An 18,484-nucleotide genomic window follows, 5' to 3' on the forward strand; every position below is an offset into this window, starting at 1 on the left:
CACGCACACCCGACGCCCAACACCTTAACCAGCGTCGCGAGCGGCCAGGACAATACCCGCGCGTGCATGACCTCTACGTGCGCGGCTTGCGCCGTTCGGTGCGCGGACGCGCCTCCCGGTCGCGGCGCGGACCACGCGCGTTCAGCCGCTGCGACGGTGCACCCTGATCGGGGGTGAGCTGGATCAGCACACCGCTGATCCTGGTGCGGCGCAACGCTTCCAGCGTTTCGTTGGGCAGGTTGGCGGGCAGTTCGACCAGGCTGTAGTCGGGCCGGATGCTGATGTGCCCGAAGTCGCTGCGACGCAGGCCACCCTCGTTGGCGATGGCACCCACGATCGCACCCGGCACCACGCGGTGCCGCTTGCCGACGCTGATCCGGTAGGTGGCGAGTTCTTCGCCGTTCTCCCGGTTGAACGACGGCGGACGCGGGCCGCGATCTTCGTCGTCGAAGCGGCGCGGGGCACGCTCACGGTCGCGATCGTGGTCACGTTCGCGACGCGGGGCGGGCTCGGGCTCGGGCGACATGAAGAAGTTGTCGCCGTCGTAGCCGCCCACGGCCAGGGCCGCGGCGATATCGGCCAGCGGGGTGTTGTGCTCGGCTTCGTAGTCTTCGATCAGCTTGCGGAACAGCGCCACATTGTCCGAGGCGAGGTTCTCGGTGATCGAGTCACCGAACTTCGACGCGCGCGTGGCGTTGACATCGTCGACGCTGGGCAGCTGCATCTCGGTGAGCGCGCTCTTGGTGGCCCGCTCGATCGACTTGAGCAGATGACGTTCACGCGGGGCGACGAACAGCAGCGCCTCGCCCGAACGGCCCGCGCGACCGGTGCGGCCGATGCGGTGCACGTACGACTCGGTGTCGTGCGGGATGTCGTAGTTGACCACGTGCGAGATGCGGTCCACGTCCAGACCACGCGCGGCCACATCGGTGGCGACCAGGATGTCGATACCGCCGGACTTGAGCTGTCCGATGGTGCGCTCACGCTGGTTCTGCGCGATGTCACCGTTGATCGCGGCGGCGGAGAAACCACGCGCGCGCAGCTTCTCGGCCAGCTCTTCGGTGGCCTGCTTGGTGCGCACGAAGATGATCATCGCTTCGAACGGCTCGACCTCGAGCACGCGCGTGAGGGCATCGAGCTTGCGCTGATGCGACACCTGCACGTAGCGCTGGGTGATGTTCGAGCTGGTCTGAGTCGTGGACTTGACCGTGATCTCGACCGGATCGTTGAGGTACTGCTTGGAGATCTTGCGGATCGCGCCCGGCATGGTGGCCGAGAACAGGGCGACCTGCTTGTCCTTGGGGGTGTCGCGCAGGATGCGTTCGACGTCTTCCTGGAAGCCCATCTTGAGCATCTCGTCGGCCTCGTCGAGCACCAGGTAGCGCAGCTCGGAAAGATCGAGCGTGCCCTTCTCCAGGTGGTCGATGACGCGACCGGGGGTACCGACCACCACGTGTGCGCCGCGACGCAGACCCGACAGCTGCACGCCGTAGCTCTGCCCGCCGTAGATCGGCAGCACGTGCAGACCCGGGATGTGCGAGGAGTACTTGCCGAACGCCTCGGCGACCTGGATCGCGAGTTCGCGAGTCGGCGCCAGCACCAGCGCGCTGGGCTTCTTCTGCGCGGTGTCCAGATTCATCAGAATCGGGATCGCGAATGCGGCGGTTTTGCCGGTGCCCGTCTGGGCGAGGCCGACCACGTCAGCGCCGGAGAGCAGTGGGGGAATCGTCGCCGCCTGAATCGGGGACGGCGACTCGTAGCCCACATCGGCGATGGCCGCGAGTACGCGGTCATCGATCCCGAGATCGGCGAAGGTCGGGCCGGTGTCGTGCCTGTCGTCGTCGGCAGGAACGCTGTCGACCTCATTTGTGTTCATTGACCACGAGTTTACTGCCTGGAGGTAGCTGACCCAACCACCAGGTGAATACGGTGAGACCTATGCAACTGTCCAACGGGTCAGCACATCAGCCACAATCGCCGGTCGCGGTGCGGATTGCGGTGATCCAATTCGCCCCCGAAACAGACCCCGACACGAACCTTTCGACCCTGCGCGAACACGTTCGGACGGCGGCCGCAGCGGGCGCGCGCGTGGTGGTCGCGCCCGAATACTCGATGTTTGCCGTGACCCGTTTGGACGCGCGTGTCGTGGCGATCGCGCAGCCGCTGGACGGTCCGTTCACCACCGGACTCGCCGCGCTCGCAGCGGAATTCGGGGTGTTCCTGGTGGCCGGTGTGGTGGAGTTGCCCACGCCGGGCGCGACGCGGATCAGCAATACGTTGGTCGCGCACTCCCCCGATGGCGCGCGCGTGGCGGTGTATCGAAAGGTGCATCTGTACGACGCGTTCGGACATCTGGAATCGGATGTGGTGGCGGCCGGACCACTCGTCGCGCCTGCCACATTCGCTGTCGACGGTGTGGTATTCGGCCTGCAGACGTGTTTCGATCTGCGATTTCCGGAGGGGTGTCGGCGTGTCGCGGCGGCGGGCGCGCACGTGCTGGTGCTGCCCGCGCAGTGGATTCCGGGGCCGGGAAAAGTCGACCAGTGGACCACGCTGCTGCGGGCGCGCGCGATCGAGAACACGATGTATGTGGCCGCGGCCGATCAGTGCGCGCCGCACGGTGCGGGTTCGTCGATGATCGTGGATCCCACGGGCGCGGTGCTGGCCGAACTCGGCGACGAACCCGGAGTGCTCACCGAGACAGTCGATCCCGCGCATCTGGCCAGCGTGCGGACCAAAAATCCCAGCTTGTCGCTGCGCCGTTTCAGCATTTCCGAGACGTCCGTATCGGAGTAGCGTTCGAGGAGATGGTCTACCCGGATCGAGCAGGGGCGGGCCGTGTCCTTGGCGCGGCCCTCGAACACTTGCGCGCCACCCGGCCGCTGGTGCTCGGGTTGCCGCGCGGGGGTGTGCCGGTGGCGGCGGCGGTGAGCGCGGTGATCGGCGGCGAGCTCGATGTGCTGCTGGTGCGCAAAGTGGGGTTGCCGTGGCAGCCCGAATTGGCGATGGGAGCGTTGGGCGAAGGCGGGATTTCGGTATTGAATCGTGATGTTGTCGAGCGCAGCGGGGTGACGCGGGAGGCGTTCGACGAAGTGGAGGCGGCCGAGCTCGCTGAGCTGGCTCGCCGGCAGGCGGTGTTGCGTGTGGGCGAACCGATTCCGCTGGTCGGGCGCACGGTGGTGATCGTCGACGACGGGATGGCGACCGGGGCGACGGTGGTGGCCGCGTGTCGGGTGGCGCGGGCGCAACGGCCGGCTCGGCTGGTGGTGGCGATGCCGGTGTCCTCGCCCGAGGCGGCGCGTCGGGTCGAGGGTGAGTGCGATGAGCTGGTGTGTCTGTGGGAGCCTGCCGATCTGGGCGGAGTCGGCATGGCCTACAACGACTTTCACCAACTCGAGGACGAGGAAGTCATCGCGCTGCTGCGCTGATCACCGAGCCTTGCCCGCCACGCATGTCATCGACACCGCGCTTCGCTCAGCCGAAGCACTGCCCCTCGCCGCGATAGGTCGGAACCGTTGTGCGCGAACCGGATTCATCGACCAGATGGATTTCCGCGAAGCGTTCGCACAGCTCGCCCGCCTTGGCGTGACGGAACCAGACCCGGTCGCCGATCTCCAGTTCCGCGCCACCGGCCAGGGGCGTTTGCACCTCGCCCGCACCTTCGGAGCCCAGCAACTTCAAGCCTTCGGGCCAGACCGGAACGGGAACACGGCTGGGTCCGGCGGGACCGGAAGCGATGTAGCCGCCCGCGAACACCGTCGCGATGGTCGGCGACGGTTTGCGCAGGACCGGGGTCGCGAAAAACAGCGCGGGGCGCGGAGTGAACGAGCGGTAATGGTCGAACAGGGTCGGCACGTAGAGGCCGGAACCGGCGGTCACCTCGGTGACATCGGGGTCGCTGATCGAGACCTCGATCGAACCGGTGCCACCGCTGTTGACGATCTCCAGCGGCCCGGTCACCGAGCGGACCGCGTCCAGCACGCGAGTACGCCTGCGCCCGATCTCCATGGCGGACAAGCGTTTTACCACCCGCACCGCCGGATTGCTGTCGGGAAGACCGGCGATCTGCGCCTCATAAGTCATCACGCCGACTACATCGAATCCGCGACGCAACGCCTCCGCGGCCAGCTCCGAAGCCTGCTCGGGTGTGCGAATCGGCGAACGCCGCGCGCCCAGATGCAGCGGGCCCACGCGCAGCGCGGCGTCCACATCGAGGCATACGCGGGGGTGAACCGTGTCGGTGCCCAGGGCGTCGCGGGTGAGTTCGAGTTGGGCGACATCGTCGATCATCAGCGTGATCGCGCTCAGCAATGCGGGAGCGGCGGCAAGTTCGGCCAGCGCCGCCCGGTCGAGCACCGGGTAGCCAAGCAGCACGTCGCGCGCACCGAGGCGCACCAGCCAGATCGCCTCGCGCAACGAGTACGCCATGATTCCGGCGAAGCCCTCTTTGGCGGTGAGGCCGTCGCCGAGCACGCGCTCGAGCACGGCGCGGCAGCGCACCGATTTGCTGGCCACGCGCACCGCGACGCCGTTCGCGCGGCGCACCAGGTCGGCGGCGTTGCGGTCAAGGGCGGTCAGGTCGACGGCGGCCAGCGGCGGGTCGAGTTCGGCGGTCGCCGCGTGCAGCTGGTGCAGCGAGGTCATCTGGGTCACTCGACTACTGAACCACCTATTTGGTCAGTCGTCCAGCACTTGCGGTCAGCTTTCGACAGCCTTCAACGTCAGGCAGCCCACCAGGTCGTCGATGACCACGAGAATGGTCTCGTCGTTGCCGTCGGCGAGCCAGCGCAGCACCGAGCCGTGGAACACCGAGACCAGGTAACCCGCCACCGAGTCGACCGGCTCGAGCCACTGCGTGCCCGACAGGCGCGCGCACATGCCGAGGAAGTCCGTGGCCTCCTGGTCCATTTCGCGGAACATCGCGACCGCGGTCGGGTCGCCGATGGTCTCGCCGTTGGGCGTCCAGCGCTCACGTAAGGTCCGCAGCGCGGCCTCGTAACCGGCTATGCGGCGTTCCGGCGCGGCTTTCACCAGCGGCCAGTAGGTGCTGAGGCCGGCATGGAGGAATATCCGCAGCGCCCGAACGCCCGTGGCATCCGAGCTGGCGGCGGCTTGTTCGACGGCATCACATACGGCAGGCCGTAGCGAAAATTCGGTAAGTTCACGGCTGGCGCTCAACGACGACTCCTCGGCAACAAAATTCGCTGCCCGCGGCGATGCGAGCTTGGTGGTCACCGAGCTCGATCTTAGAAGATTTTCAGGATTCACGAACTGGTTCAGCCATCCTTTTCAGACTGAAAGTTTGTTTTGTTCTCCGAATGTGACCTTTTGAAAAACCGACCGTCCGGCCTCAATTTGCCGCATTCCTGGATATCCGACACCCCCGCGCCGATATCCGCGCATCTGGTCAATTGTACAAGGGAGCGCTGTCGGGCTTCGAGGGGTGTGTGCGACGGCACAGTGACCCCGCTTGTAACGGACATCGCACAGTCGATGGCCGATCCGCGAACTCCGTGGCACCCGCGGCGGACTCGCCGATAACCTGATCGGGTGACTCTTTCGCCTTCTGCCGACCAGTTCGCTCTCAGCGGCACCTTCAATTTCCGCGATGTGGGCGGCCTGCGCACCGCCGACGGCACCACCGTTCGCCCCGGCGTGCTGCTGCGCTCGGCGCAACTGAGCGGCCTCGACGACCAGGGCCACGCCACGCTGCGGGAATGGGGAGTCACCGATGTGCACGATTTGCGAGGAATCGTCGAGATCGACCACATCGGCCACGACACCCTGCCCGACGACGTGCGCCTGCACATCACCCCGTTCGATTCGCGCATGGAAGAAGCGCCGCCGCACGAGGCGCAGACGGTGTCGGCCTTCGAGCACATGATCGAGGTCTACCGGGCATTTCCGACGCTGCCCGAAGCGCACACCGCGATCGCCGAACTGGCCGGCTCGATCGTGCGCGGCGACGGCGCCGTGCTGGTCCACTGCGCGGCGGGCAAAGACCGCACCGGCTGGGCCGTGGCCACTGTGCTGCGCGCGATCGGCGTCACCGAAGAGGACGTGTACGCCGACTTCCTGGCCAGCAACGCCGCGGTGGAACCGTTGCGCATCCTGCTCGAACCGAAGATCGGCAACGGCGAAGCCCTGTCGGACGACCTGCTCGGTGTCCGCGAGGAGTACCTGCGCACCGCCGACGCCACCGTCGCCGAGAAGTACGGCGATATCGAGAACTACTTCGCCACTGTGGGCCTCACCGGCGACCTGCGTGACGTGCTGCGGACGCGGCTGGTCTGACAGTCACCGGTTCGCAGTCCGCTCACCCGGCGTCACTGCGAACCAGCCCGTTCGCGTCGATGCTGACGAAATCGCCGGTGTGGAACCAGCTTCCGCTGAATCGTGCGGTGCAGGCGTCGGGGTCGTTCCAGTAGCGGCGGCTGACATTGGGTCCGCGACACAGCAATTCGCCGCGACCGGCGGGTGCCTGCGGACCCGACAGCGCCAATTCTGTTCCGCCGAAGGCGAATCCGAGGGCCGATTCGCTGTCGGGGAGTTCGGTGTCATCGACCATCAGGCCGATTCCGCTGGTCTCGGTGGCGCCCCAGACCGACCACTGTCTGGCTTCGGGGAACAGCGCGCACAGGGCGTTGGCCAAGGCTTCGGGCGCGGCGGCAGCGGCACGTTCGGAGCGGTGGCAGGCCTTGCTGATCCGCCGCACGCCGAGGCCGGAACGGCGCGCGCCGAGTTCGGGGACCAACCCGGCGAAGATCCGCGGGGTGGCCGAGATGGTGTCGATTCGTTCGCTGACCAGCACGTCGGCAATCCGGCGAGCCCCCGGCGCGAGCACGACCGTGCCGCCGACGGCGAAGGTGGGCAGCAGTTGGTCGACATAGCCACTGGCGTGCGCCAACGGCAGCAGCACCAGATTGCGCAACCCGTCGGCGGGCAGTCCGAGCGCGCCGACCACCGACGACACCGCGGACAGCAGGTTCTCGTTGGTCAGCTCGACACCGGCGGGCATCGCCTGCCGGGCACCGGTGTAGCAGAGCAGGGCCGGGTCGGCCAGTGCCGCACCGTCATCGATGTAGGCGGTGCTGTCGGGTAACGCGCCATCGGGTCCGAGCACGAAATCCGCTCTGCTGTCGGCGATTACGCGGTGCGCGATCGCGGCGGGCAGCGCATCGGGAATCAGCACCGGCACCGCGCCCGACAGCAGCGCGCCCAGAAACGCCTGCACCCAGCGCGCACTGGTCGGCATGTGCACCGCGACGCGATCGCCGTACCCGATGCCGTGGTCCTGCAGTCCGCCCGCGATCCGGGAGGCGCTGTGCCACAGTTCGCGGTAGGTCAGGCGCGGGCCGCCGACTTCCACGATCGCTTCCCGGTTCGAGAACGAGTGCACGCGCAGGTCGAGGAGTTCGGTCAGGGCCGGGCTCAGGTCGCCGTAGCGCAGCACGCCGTCGGTGCCCCGCCGCAGCTGGGAGGCCGTGGCGGGGAACTCGATGACAGTGGCGCCGGGTTCGTGCTCGCCATGACCCATCCGGACCTCCGTACGTCGATACAGCCGCTCTGCAACTATATGACGTGGATCACACCACTGTCAGGCACTCGGCGTCGCTCATTCGCCGCGATAGGTCGCCTTGCCCGGGCCGACCTCGAGGAAGCTGCGGACCGCGCCGCGCAGGTCCGCGGTGCCGAACAGTTCGCCGGAGATTTCCGAGGTCACCGAATCCGCGTGTGCCACACCGCCGGAACGCCATGCCTCGATGATCTGCTTGGTCGCGGCGTGGGCGCGGGTGGGCCCGTCGGCCAGGCGGGTGACCAGTGCGTGCGCGGCGGTGTCGAGGTCGTCGTGGATCGCGTTCACCACGCCCCACTCGGCCATCGTCGCGGCGCTGTAGAGGTCGCCGGTCATCACGAATTCGCGGGCCCGCCCCGACCCGGCCCGCTCGGCCAGTCGCTGCGGCCCGCCCATCGACGGCGTCAGCCCGACCACGGTCTCCACCAACCCGAACTTCGCCTTCGGCGCGGCCAGACTGATGTCGCACGCAAGCGACATCTCGAACGCGGCGGTCAGCGTGAGCCCGTGCGCGGCGAACACCACCGGGCACGGCAGCGCTTCCAGCGGATGGATGATCTGCTCGAACAGCTCACGCCACAGCTGCGCGCCCTGCTCGACGGTGAGCCCGTCGAAGATGTTCACGTCGACACCACCCGACACGACCTTGCCCTCGGCCCTGATCAGCAGCGCGCGCGGGGGCTGTGCGCTCACCGCGGCGATATCGGCGATCAACGCGTCGATGAGTTCGCGATCGAACAGGTTCAGCGGCGGGTGATCGATGGTGATCGTGGCAACCTCGGCACCGCCTTCGGTGAACTCGCGCGACAGTCGGGTGGGCTTGGTTTCGCTCATCGGGTCAGCGTAGAACCCGCGCGGAACCGTGGCCTGTCGGTGGTCGTTGGCATGATGAGCTGCGGGGCGCGGAAGTGCCCTAAGGTTCGACTCGTTGGGGCGAAGAGGAGGACGACGCCGTGTTCAAGAACGCGATCGAAAAAGCCGTGGTCGATGTGCTCGACACCGGGTCCAAGCTGCAGGCACCCGCGGTGCGTCGCTATGTCGAGTACCTGCGTGAGCGTCATCCCGGGGAGACTCCGGCCCAGATCGTGACCCGGTTGGAGAAGCAGTACCTGCTCGCGGTCACCGGTAGCGGCGCGGCGGTCGGCGCCACCGCGGCGGTGCCCGGTATCGGCACCATCGCGGCGCTGGGGGCGGTCAGCGCGGAAACCGTGTTCTTCATGGAGGCTTCGGCCCTGTTCACGCTGGCTCAGGCCGCGGTGCACGGCATCGAGCCCGAGGACAAGGAAGCCCGGCGCGCGTTGGTGCTCGCGGTGGTGCTCGGCGACGCCGGTATGGCGATCGTGCAGAAGGGGCTGAGCAGCCAGTCGAAGAATTGGGCGAGTGCGCTGGCGGTCAATGTTCCCGGCCTCGGCGCGATCAACAGCAAACTGCTGCAACAGTTCATGAAGAGGTTCATCACCAAGCGGGTGGCGTTGATGGCGGGCAAGGTGCTGCCCGCCGGGATCGGTGCCGCCATCGGTGGCGCGGGTAACCGGGCGCTGGGCAAGGTGACAATCGAGAACGCGCACAAGGCTTTCGGGCCCGCGCCCGCGATGTTCCCGACGCCGCTGCACAACGTGATCGACGCCGATCCGCTGCCCGCGATCGGCACGAGCAAGGCGAACAAGAAGTGAGCGACGCCGTGCTCGTGCGTGGCGTGGGCAAACAGTTCGCCCAGGTCAGCGCGGTCCACGACATCGACTTCGCGGTCCCGAAGGGTTCGGTGACCGCGCTGGTCGGGCCCGCGGGGGCGGGCAAGTCCACGGTGTTGCGGATGGTGGCCGGGCTGCAGCAGCCGACCACAGGCCGCATCGAGGTGCCCGCGCGAGGTCCCGCCGCGATCGGGGCGATGCTGAGTCCGCGGGGGCTGCATCCCGCGCGCACGGTGCGCGATCAGCTGTGGTGTTACGCGCCGGTCGCGGGAGTGTCGCGCCGTCGGGTGGGTGCCGTGCTCGACGAGACCGGCCTGACCGCCGCCTCCGAAACTGTTGTCGCCCAACTGAGTCCGGGTCAGCAGACGCGGTTGGCGCTGGCGATGGCCTTGCTGGCCGATCCCCCACTGCTGGTGCTCGACGATCTGTTCGCCGGCGCCAACGGCATCGAACGCGGCGCCCTGCACGACCTGCTGCGCCGCCACGCGAACCGCGGCGGCACCGTGCTGGTGAGTTCGGACGCGCTGGCCGATGTGGTGGCCGGCGCCGATCAACTCGTGGTGCTCAGTGAGGGCACGGTCGTGTGGCAGGGCACCCCGGCCAAACTGCGCCGCGGCCATCCCGACCGCCTCGTGATCGCCTCCTCCCCCTCCATCGCGCTGGCCACGGCACTGGCCGCGCGCGGCTTCACCGACGCCGTCATGCGACCCGACGGCCGCCTGGCCGTCGCCGAAGCCGACGAGGCAACCATCCGCGCGATCGCCGCGGACGCGCAGGTCCGCATCGGCAATATCGCCGCCGACCCCATCCACCCCGACCGGGTGCTGGCCTCGCTGACCAAGCCGCGCCGCCACCGGCAGACCGTGGCGACGCCGAATCCGCCCACGTACGCCCCCGCACCGACCTCGTATGGGACGCCCCGATGACCACCACCTCCGTGATCCCCGCCGATCTGGTTCCCGGTATCGACACCGAGGCGCGCAAGGTCGTCGCCCTGCGGCAGACCCGGTTGCTGCTGGCCGCGCCGATCGCGATCGCGCTGGTCGCGACGCTGATCACCGCGACCATGTCCGGCCCCGCCGACCCGAAGGGCCAGCCCGCCACCGGCGCCGCGACCATCGGCCTCTACGTGGGGATGCTCGCGGTCTTCGTCGTGTCCGCGCTGCTGGGCATCGCCTCGACCGGTGGCGAGTACCGGCACAAGACCATGGCGCTGACCGTGCTGTTCGCGCCCGACCGCGACCGCCTGGTCACCGCGAAGTACGTGGCCGTCGCGGCCTACGCGTTCGCGCTGGCGCTGGCCGCGGAACTGGTGAGTCTCGGGGTGCTGTTGATCGCGGCGCGCGGGAAGTTCGAGCTGGGCTGGCGGCTGTTCGAGGTGCTGGGCGCCGGGCTGCTGGTGGCCATGTGCTGGGCGGTGCTCGGCGCCGGAATCGGGCTGCTGTTACGCACTTTCAGCGGCGCGGTGTGGTTGCTACTGGGCTGGGCGTTCGTGCTTGAACCGTTGATGTGGGTGGTGGCCAAGGGTTTCGGGGCCGGCTGGATGGCCGCGTTGCTGCCCGTGTCGGCGACGGTGGCCGGAGTCAGCGCCGGTTCCTTCGACGAGGCCGAGGTCTTCGCACCGACCCCGGCGGCACTGGTGATCCTGCTGCTGTGGACCGCGGCCGTGGGCGCCGCGGGCTGGTGGGATCTGCGCAACCGAGACCTGTAATGCCTGCCGCCGCGGGTTCTTCGGGGTGGATTCGCAGGCTGTGGCGCCTGTGCCTGGAACACCCCCGGCTGCTCGCGGGCATCGCGGTCTCGGTGCTGGCCGGTGCCGCCGTGTCGATCGCCGCACCGCTGGCCACCAAACGCGCGGTCGACGCGGCGCAGGTCGGCGATACCTCGGTGATCGGCACCGCCGCCGCATTGCTGGCGGTACTGGCCGTGACCAGGTTCGTTGTCACCTTCGCGCGCAGGCTGTGGGCGGGCAAGCTGTCGTTGGAAGTGCAACACGGCCTTCGCCTTTCGCTGTTGGCAGCGCTGCAACGGCTCGACGGTGCGGGCCAGGACGCGATCCGCACCGGGCAGGTGGTGTCACGGTCGATCACCGACCTACAACTGGTGCAGGGGCTGCTGGCGATGGTGCCGTGGTCGGGCCTCGCGGTACTGCAGTTCGTGCTGTCGGCGGTGGTGATGGTGTGGTTGAGCCCGCCGCTGGCGTTGGCCGCGCTGCTGGTGGCGCCCGCGATGGCGGTGATCGTGTGGCGGATGCGGCCCCGGCTCTACGCGGCGACCTGGTCGGCGCAACAGCGCGCGGCCGATCTGGCCGAACATGTCGAGCAGACCGTGACCGGTGTGCGCGTGGTGAAGGGGTTCGGGCAGGAAGCCCGCATGGTCGACATCCTCGAGGACCACGGCCGACTGCTGTTCGCCGAACGGATGCGGGCCGCGCGGATCAATGCCAGGTTCGCGCCGCTGGTGTCGGCGCTGCCGCAGGCCGGGCTGGTCGCGGTGATCATCGTCGGCGGCGTGCTGGCCTCGCACGGGGCGATCGGCATCGGGACCTTCCTCGCGTTCACCGCGTACCTGGCCACCATGACGTCGTCGGCGCGCACGATCACCTCGGTGGTGATCATGGGCCAGCTCACCAAAGCGGCGGTCGATCGGGTTTTCGGAGTGATCGACGCGGCGCCGGTGCTGGTGGATCCGGCGGACCCCGTCGCACTGCCGGCCGGACCGCTCGGGATCGAATTCGGTTCTGTGAGTTTCGGTTTCGATGCTGATCAACCGGTGTTGCAGGAGTTGGATCTCACCGTCGCACCCGGTGAAACGGTCGCGGTGATCGGCCCGGCCGGCTCGGGAAAATCCACTCTCTCGCTGCTGCTGCCCCGTTTCTACGCACCCGACTCGGGCCGGATCACCCTCGTGAGCACCGACGGCACCCGCGTCGACCTGGCCGACCTGCGCGCCGACGAACTGCGCGGCGCGGTCGGTGTCGTGTTCGACGATCCGTTCCTGTTCTCCGACACCATCGCCGCCAATATCGCCCTGGGCCGACCCGACGCCACCGATGCCGAGATCGCCGAAGCCGCGAAGGCCGCCGCCGCGGACGAGTTCATCGAGGCACTGCCCGAGGGCTACGACACCGTCATCGGCGAACGCGGCCTGACGCTGTCGGGAGGCCAACGTCAGCGCATCGCCCTGGCCAGAGTGCTGCTCACCCGGCCCCGCGTGCTGGTCCTCGACGATGCCACCTCCGCGGTCGACGCCGTGACCGAGGCCGAGATCTTCCGCCGCCTGCCCGACCCCGGCGGACGCACCACCCTGATCCTGGCCCACCGCGAATCCACACTGGCCCAAGCGGATCGGGTCATCCGACTGCCCGCGCCCACCGGTTCGACCGTGCCGACAACGACCTCGATGACCACACCTCGCGGCGACGTCGGAAAACCGCATTCGATGTCGTCGGCGTCGAACGATCTCAGCGAAACACCGGAACTGCGCGCCGCCGTCGACGCCTTACCTCCCGCCACCGAAGAGCCCGACCTGCCCGGTGACCTGCGCGCACCCCAACCAGACTTCGGCCTGCGCGCACTGCTGCGCCCGGTGCGCGGCCTGGTCTGCGTGGTCGTGCTGCTGCTCGCCGTCGACGCACTGCTGGCCATCGCCTTCCCACCGCTGGTGCGCTACGCCATCGACACCGGCGTCACCGCGGGCGACGACAACGCACTCGTCCTCTCGGCCGTGATCGGGATCGCCCTGGTCCTGGCCGGATTGGCGGTCGGTGCCGCGGTCACCGTACTCACCGCGCGCAGCGGCGAACGCGTGCTGTTCGGCCTGCGCGTGCGCAGCTACGCCCAACTGCAACGCCTTGGCCTGGACTTCTACGAACGCGAACTGTCCGGCCGCATCATGACCAGAATGACCACCGACGTCGACGCACTGTCGACGTTCCTGCAAACCGGCGTCGCCACCGGCCTGGTCGCCCTGATCACCCTGATCGGCGTCGCCATCGGCCTGTTCTTCATCGACACCGGACTTGCCGTGGTCGTGCTCATCGCCGTGGCGCCCATGGTGCTGGCCACCCTGGCCTTCCGACGCGTGTCCTCGGCCGCGTACACCGTCTCGCGCGAACGCGTCTCCGCGGTCAACGCGGGCTTCCAGGAGAACATCGCGGGCCTGCGCGCCGTGCAAGCCGCCCGCAACGAACCCACCGCCGCGCGCCGCTTCGCCGAATACTCACACCGCTACCGCGACGCCCGCATCCGCGCCCAACGCGCGATCGCGGGCTACTTCTCCTTCGGCCTCGCGTGGGCGGACCTGGCGCTGGCCCTGGTGGTCTACCTCGGCGCGAACGCGGTGGCCGACGGCCGCACGACCACCGGAACACTGGTCGCCTTCGTGCTCTACCTCGGCCTGCTGTTCAGCCCGATCCAAGATCTGTCCCAGGTCTTCGACGGCTACCAGCAGGCCAGAGTCGGCCTGCGCCGCATCGGCGACCTGCTGCGCACCGAGTCCTCGATCGCCGCCGACCCGCCCGACGCGCGCCGAGTCGACCGCCTGCGCGGCGAGATCGTGTTCGACGACGTCCACTTCCAGTACCCCGGCGCGAGCACGCCGGCCCTGGACGGCGTGTCCTTCTCGGTCCCCGCGGGCGCGACCCTGGCCCTGGTCGGCCCGACCGGCGCGGGCAAATCCACCATCGTGAAACTGCTCGCCCGCCTGTACGACCTGCCACCCGACCCGGCGGCGGGCGCGATCCTGGTCGACGGTGTCGATTTACGTAAATTTGTGCTCACCGACTACCGAACGCGGTTGGGAATAGTGCCGCAAGAAGTTCACTTGTTCACCGGCGACGTGGCCAGCAACATTGCATTCGGGCAAACATCGGCCACATCGGTGGACATCGAACTGGCCGCCGACAACGTCGGTGCGGCGGAAATGATCAACGGTTTACCCCGAAAAATGGCCCATCCGGTCGGCGAACGCGGCCGCGGATTATCGGCGGGACAACGTCAATTGATCGCGCTGGCCCGGGCCGAACTGGTCGACCCCGACCTACTGCTGTTGGACGAGGCCACCTCCACCCTCGACCCCGAAACCGAGGCGTCGGTGCTGGTAGCGAGCCGATCGCTGGCCCGAGGCCGCACCACCGTGGTCGTCGCGCACCGGCTGTCCACCGCCGCGCGCGCCGATCTGGTCGCTGTGGTCGACAACGGCCGTATCGTGGAATTCGGCCCTCCGAGTGAACTGTTGGGCCGTAACGGGCACTACTGCCGACTCTGGGCGGCGGGGATGGAGGCCAAGGGCATAGTGTCGACCCAAGACCGGTAGCGACGCCTGTCAGCCGCGGGGCATATGCTCGGTGCGGGCGCATCGGCAGACATGGCTGATACCCCTGCCGGGCACGTCACAAACGTCGCAGCGCGAAGAACGAAATGAGGCGAACACCAGCTGTGAGCAGCTCAACTTCCCAGTTCGGACAGAACCAGTGGCTAGTCGACGAGATGTATCAGAAGTTCAAACAGGACCCATCCTCGGTCGACGCGAGTTGGCACGAGTTCCTCGCGGATTACACCCCGGAAGCCACCGAATCCGGTAACAGCCAGGCGCCCGCCACCGCCTCAGCTCCCGCAGCAGCCGCGCCTCCCGCGGCCGCACTTGCACCGAAAGCCGCAGCTCCCGCCCCCAAGGCGGCAGTAGCCACGGCACCGCCGAAGCCCGCACCGGCACCGGCGGCACCCGCGCCGACGACCGTGCGCGCACCGCAGACCACACCTGCACCGGTGTCGAACGCACCGGCCACCACCGCGCCCAAGGCCGCGGCCGCCGGCCCGGAGAACAAGGTGCTGCGCGGCCCCGCCGCCGCCATCGCCAAGAACATGTCGGCCTCGCTGACGATCCCCACCGCGACGTCGGTGCGTGCGATCCCGGCCAAGCTGATGATCGACAACCGCCTGGTGATCAACAACCATCTCGCGCGTACGCGCGGCGGCAAGATCTCGTTCACCCACCTGCTGGGGTACGCGATCGTGCAGGCGATCAAGGCGTTCCCGAACATGAACCGCCACTTCGCCGAGATCGACGGCAAACCCAACTCGGTCACCCCGGCCCACACCAACCTGGGCCTGGCGATCGACCTGCAGGGCAAGGACGGCAACCGTTCGCTGGTCGTGGCCGCGATCAAGGAAACCGAAGACATGAGCTTCGGTCAGTTCCACGCGGCCTATGAGGACGTGGTGCGTCGCGCTCGCGAGGGCAAGCTCGGTGCCGCCGACTTCGCCGGTGTCACCATCTCGCTCACCAACCCCGGCACCATCGGCACCGTGCACTCGGTGCCGCGGCTGATGCCGGGCCAGGGCGCGATCATCGGCGCCGGCGCGATGGAGTTCCCGGCCGAGTTCCAGGGCATGAGCGATGAGCGGATCGCCGATATCGGCGTCGGCAAGCTGATGACGCTGACCTCGACCTACGACCACCGCATCATTCAGGGTGGCGAGTCCGGCGATTTCCTGCGCACCATCCACAACCTGCTGATCTCCGACGAGTTCTACGACGAGATCTTCCACGGTCTCGGCGTGCCGTACGAGCCGATCCGCTGGCGCAAGGACATCAGCGCGCGCGGCGTCGACAAGAGCGCGCGCGTGCTCGAGATGATCGCGGCCTACCGCAACCGCGGGCACCTGATGGCCGACACCGATCCGCTGCGTCTGGTCAAGGACAAGTTCCGCAGCCACCCCGACCTCGACGTCACCCAGCACGGCCTCACCCTGTGGGACCTGGACCGCACCTTCGACGTGGGCGGTTTCCACGGCCAGGAGCGGATGAAGCTGCGCGACGTGCTGTCGATCCTGCGCGATGCGTACTGCCGCCACGTCGGCGTGGAGTACACCCACATCCTGGAAACCGATCAGCTGAAGTGGATCCAGGATCGGGTCGAGCAGAAGCACGTCAAACCCACTGTCGCGCAACAGAAGTACATCCTGAACCGGCTCAATGCCGCCGAGGCGTTCGAGACCTTCCTGCAGACCAAGTACGTGGGCCAGAAGCGGTTCTCGCTCGAAGGCGCCGAAGCCGTCATCCCGATGATGGACGCCACCATCGACCAGTGCGCCGAGTACGCCATGGACGAAGTCATCATCGGCATGCCGCACCGCGGTCGCCTCAACGTGCTGGCCAACATCGTGGGCAAGCCGTACTCGAAGATCTTCACCGAGTTCGAAGGCAACATGAACCCGGCGGCCACCCACGGCTCCGGCGACGTGAAGTACCACCTCGGTGCGCACGGCCAGTACCTGCAGATGTTCGGCGACAACGAGATCGCGGTCTCGCTCACCGCCAACCCCTCGCACCTCGAGGCGGTGGACCCGGTGCTCGAGGGTCTGGTGCGCGCCAAGCAGGACCTGCTGAACAAGGGCGACGGCCCCGACGGTTTCTCCGTCATGCCGTTGATGCTGCACGGTGACGCGGCGTTCGCCGGTCAGGGTGTGGTCGCGGAGACGCTGAACCTGGGTGGCCTGCGCGGTTACCGAGTCGGCGGCACCATCCACATCGTGGTGAACAACCAGATCGGCTTCACCACCGCGCCCGAGAACAGCCGCTCCACCGAGTACTCCACCGACATCGCGAAGTTCATCGGCGCGCCGATCTTCCATGTCAACGGTGACGACCCCGAAGCTTGCGACTGGGTCGCGCGTCTCGCGGTCGACTTCCGCCAGAAGTTCCGCAAGGACGTGGTCATCGACCTGGTCTGCTACCGCCGCCGCGGGCACAACGAGGGTGACGATCCCTCGATGACCCAGCCGGAGATGTACGACATCATCGACACCAAGCGTTCGGTGCGTAAGGCGTACACCGAATCGCTGATCGGCCGTGGCGACATCTCCATGAAGGAGGCCGAGGACGCGCTGCGCGACTACCAGGGTCAGCTGGAGCGCGTGTTCAACGAGGTCCGCGAGCTGGAGAAGTACGTTCCGGAGCCGTCGGAGTCCGTCGAGGACGACCAGAAGGTGCCCGCCACCGTGGTCACCGCGGTCGACAAATCGGTGCTGCAGCGCATCGGTGACGCGTTCCTGAACACTCCCGACGGTTTCAACGTGCACCCGCGCGTGAAGCCGGTGCTGGAGAAGCGTCGCGAGATGGCCTACGAGGGCAAGGTCGACTGGGCCTTCGCCGAACTGCTGGCCTTCGGTTCGCTGATCGACCAGGGCCACGATGTGCGCCTGACCGGTCAGGATTCGCGTCGCGGCACGTTCACCCAGCGCCACTCGGTGATCATCGACCGGGTCAACGCGCAGGAGTACACCCCGCTGCACAACATCGGCTCCGACAAGCCGGGTTGGTTCGCGGTGCACGACTCCGCGCTGAGCGAATACGCCGCTGTCGGTTTCGAATACGGCTACTCGCTGGGCAACCCCAACGCGCTGGTGTTGTGGGAAGCGCAGTTCGGTGATTTCGTCAACGGCGCGCAGTCGATCATCGACGAGTTCATCTCCTCCGGTGAGGCCAAGTGGGGCCAGCTCTCCGACGTGGTGCTGCTGCTGCCGCACGGCCACGAGGGTCAGGGTCCCGACCACACCTCCGGTCGTATCGAGCGGTTCCTGCAGCTGTGCGCCGAGGGTTCGATGACCGTGGCGGTGCCGTCCACCCCGGCGAACTACTTCCACCTGCTGCGCCGCCACGCACTGGACGGGATCCGTCGTCCGCTGATCGTCTTCACTCCGAAGTCGATGCTGCGCAACAAGGCCGTGGTGTCCGACGTGAAGGACTTCACCGAGTCGAAGTTCCGTTCGGTGTTCGACGAGCCCACCTACGAATCGGGCGTCGGCGACACCGCCAAGGTCAAGCGCATCCTGCTGACCTCGGGCAAGCTCTACTACGAGCTCGCTGCGGAGAAGGCCAAGCACAAGCGCGAAGACGTGGCCATCGTCCGGATCGAACAGCTCTACCCGATCCCGACGTACCGCCTCAACGAGGCACTGGCCAAGTACCCCAACGCGACCGACATCGCCTGGGTCCAGGAAGAACCCGCCAACCAGGGCGCCTGGCCCTTCTTCGGCCTCAACCTGCCCGAGGTACTGCCCGAGCGCCTGGGCCGACTGCGTCGCATCTCGCGCCGCGCCATGTCGGCCCCGTCCTCGGGTTCGTCGAAGGTGCACGCCGTGGAACAGGCCGAGATCATCGGCGAGGCTTTCGAGCCGACCACGTAAGTTCTTCTCGCACAACGGTGGACGCC

13 protein-coding genes are annotated in these 18,484 nt (G+C 67.8%); 8 read left to right on the top strand and 5 right to left on the bottom strand.

The features are described 5' to 3' along the window. Positions 1–73: 73 nt before the first annotated feature. Complete coding sequence (locus ACFWU5_RS04475; RefSeq protein ID WP_379240104.1) at positions 74–1,876, bottom strand: DEAD/DEAH box helicase; 1,803 nt, start codon at positions 1,874–1,876, stop codon at positions 74–76. Positions 1,877–1,938: 62 nt separating this feature from the next. On the opposite strand from ACFWU5_RS04475, the gene ACFWU5_RS04480 reads away from it, so the two are divergent. Both ACFWU5_RS04480 and ACFWU5_RS04485 read left to right on the top strand, forming a co-directional pair. Then, complete coding sequence (locus ACFWU5_RS04480) at positions 1,939–2,796, top strand: carbon-nitrogen hydrolase family protein (RefSeq protein ID WP_379240103.1); 858 nt, start codon at positions 1,939–1,941, stop codon at positions 2,794–2,796. Between the two features lie 11 nt (positions 2,797–2,807). Then, positions 2,808–3,428, top strand: coding sequence for a phosphoribosyltransferase (locus ACFWU5_RS04485; RefSeq protein WP_379240102.1), 621 nt, complete (start codon positions 2,808–2,810; stop codon positions 3,426–3,428). 46 nt (positions 3,429–3,474) lie between these two features. On the opposite strand, the gene ACFWU5_RS04490 is transcribed toward ACFWU5_RS04485, so the two are convergent. Further along, a complete protein-coding gene (locus ACFWU5_RS04490; protein ID WP_379240946.1) occupies positions 3,475–4,644 on the bottom strand; it encodes an amino acid deaminase/aldolase in 1,170 nt (389 codons plus the stop codon). 54 nt (positions 4,645–4,698) lie between these two features. After that, positions 4,699–5,235: a TetR family transcriptional regulator gene (locus tag ACFWU5_RS04495; RefSeq protein WP_379240101.1), complete on the bottom strand. Its 537-nt coding sequence runs from the start codon at positions 5,233–5,235 to the stop codon at positions 4,699–4,701. A gap of 315 nt (positions 5,236–5,550) precedes the next feature. Here ACFWU5_RS04495 and ACFWU5_RS04500 point away from each other — a divergent pair, with 315 nt between their 5' ends. Then, positions 5,551–6,294, top strand: a complete 744-nt coding sequence (locus tag ACFWU5_RS04500) for a tyrosine-protein phosphatase (protein ID WP_379266135.1) — start codon at positions 5,551–5,553, stop codon at positions 6,292–6,294. 22 nt (positions 6,295–6,316) lie between these two features. Here the strand turns inward: ACFWU5_RS04500 and ACFWU5_RS04505 are convergent, their stop codons facing one another. Then, the gene (locus tag ACFWU5_RS04505; protein WP_379266136.1) at positions 6,317–7,537 is read right to left on the bottom strand and encodes a class I adenylate-forming enzyme family protein; all 1,221 of its coding nucleotides are present in this window, start codon (positions 7,535–7,537) and stop codon (positions 6,317–6,319) included. A gap of 78 nt (positions 7,538–7,615) precedes the next feature. Then, a complete protein-coding gene (locus ACFWU5_RS04510) occupies positions 7,616–8,410 on the bottom strand; it encodes an enoyl-CoA hydratase/isomerase family protein (protein WP_379266137.1) in 795 nt (264 codons plus the stop codon). 119 nt (positions 8,411–8,529) lie between these two features. On the opposite strand from ACFWU5_RS04510, the gene ACFWU5_RS04515 reads away from it, so the two are divergent. The 5 genes from ACFWU5_RS04515 (at position 8,530) to ACFWU5_RS04535 (ending at position 18,458) form a co-directional block, all read left to right on the top strand. Beyond that, positions 8,530–9,249, top strand: a complete 720-nt coding sequence (locus ACFWU5_RS04515; protein ID WP_379266138.1) for a hypothetical protein — start codon at positions 8,530–8,532, stop codon at positions 9,247–9,249. Then, on the top strand, positions 9,246–10,193 hold the full coding sequence (locus ACFWU5_RS04520; RefSeq protein WP_379266139.1) for an ATP-binding cassette domain-containing protein: 948 nt from the start codon (positions 9,246–9,248) through the stop codon (positions 10,191–10,193). The genes ACFWU5_RS04515 and ACFWU5_RS04520 overlap by 4 nt, the downstream gene beginning before the upstream one ends. Next, positions 10,190–10,978 (top strand): ABC transporter permease, encoded by a 789-nt coding sequence (locus ACFWU5_RS04525; RefSeq protein ID WP_379266140.1) that lies wholly within the window; start codon positions 10,190–10,192, stop codon positions 10,976–10,978. The genes ACFWU5_RS04520 and ACFWU5_RS04525 overlap by 4 nt, the downstream gene beginning before the upstream one ends. Continuing rightward, positions 10,978–14,583, top strand: coding sequence for an ABC transporter ATP-binding protein (locus ACFWU5_RS04530; RefSeq protein ID WP_379266141.1), 3,606 nt, complete (start codon positions 10,978–10,980; stop codon positions 14,581–14,583). The genes ACFWU5_RS04525 and ACFWU5_RS04530 overlap by 1 nt, the downstream gene beginning before the upstream one ends. A 104-nt stretch (positions 14,584–14,687) precedes the next feature. Then, positions 14,688–18,458: a multifunctional oxoglutarate decarboxylase/oxoglutarate dehydrogenase thiamine pyrophosphate-binding subunit/dihydrolipoyllysine-residue succinyltransferase subunit gene (locus ACFWU5_RS04535; RefSeq protein ID WP_379266142.1), complete on the top strand. Its 3,771-nt coding sequence runs from the start codon at positions 14,688–14,690 to the stop codon at positions 18,456–18,458. The last annotated feature ends 26 nt before the right edge of the window (positions 18,459–18,484 follow it).

The sequence above is a fragment of the Nocardia sp. NPDC058640 genome (assembly GCF_042716995.1).
Taxonomy (GTDB): domain Bacteria; phylum Actinomycetota; class Actinomycetes; order Mycobacteriales; family Mycobacteriaceae; genus Nocardia.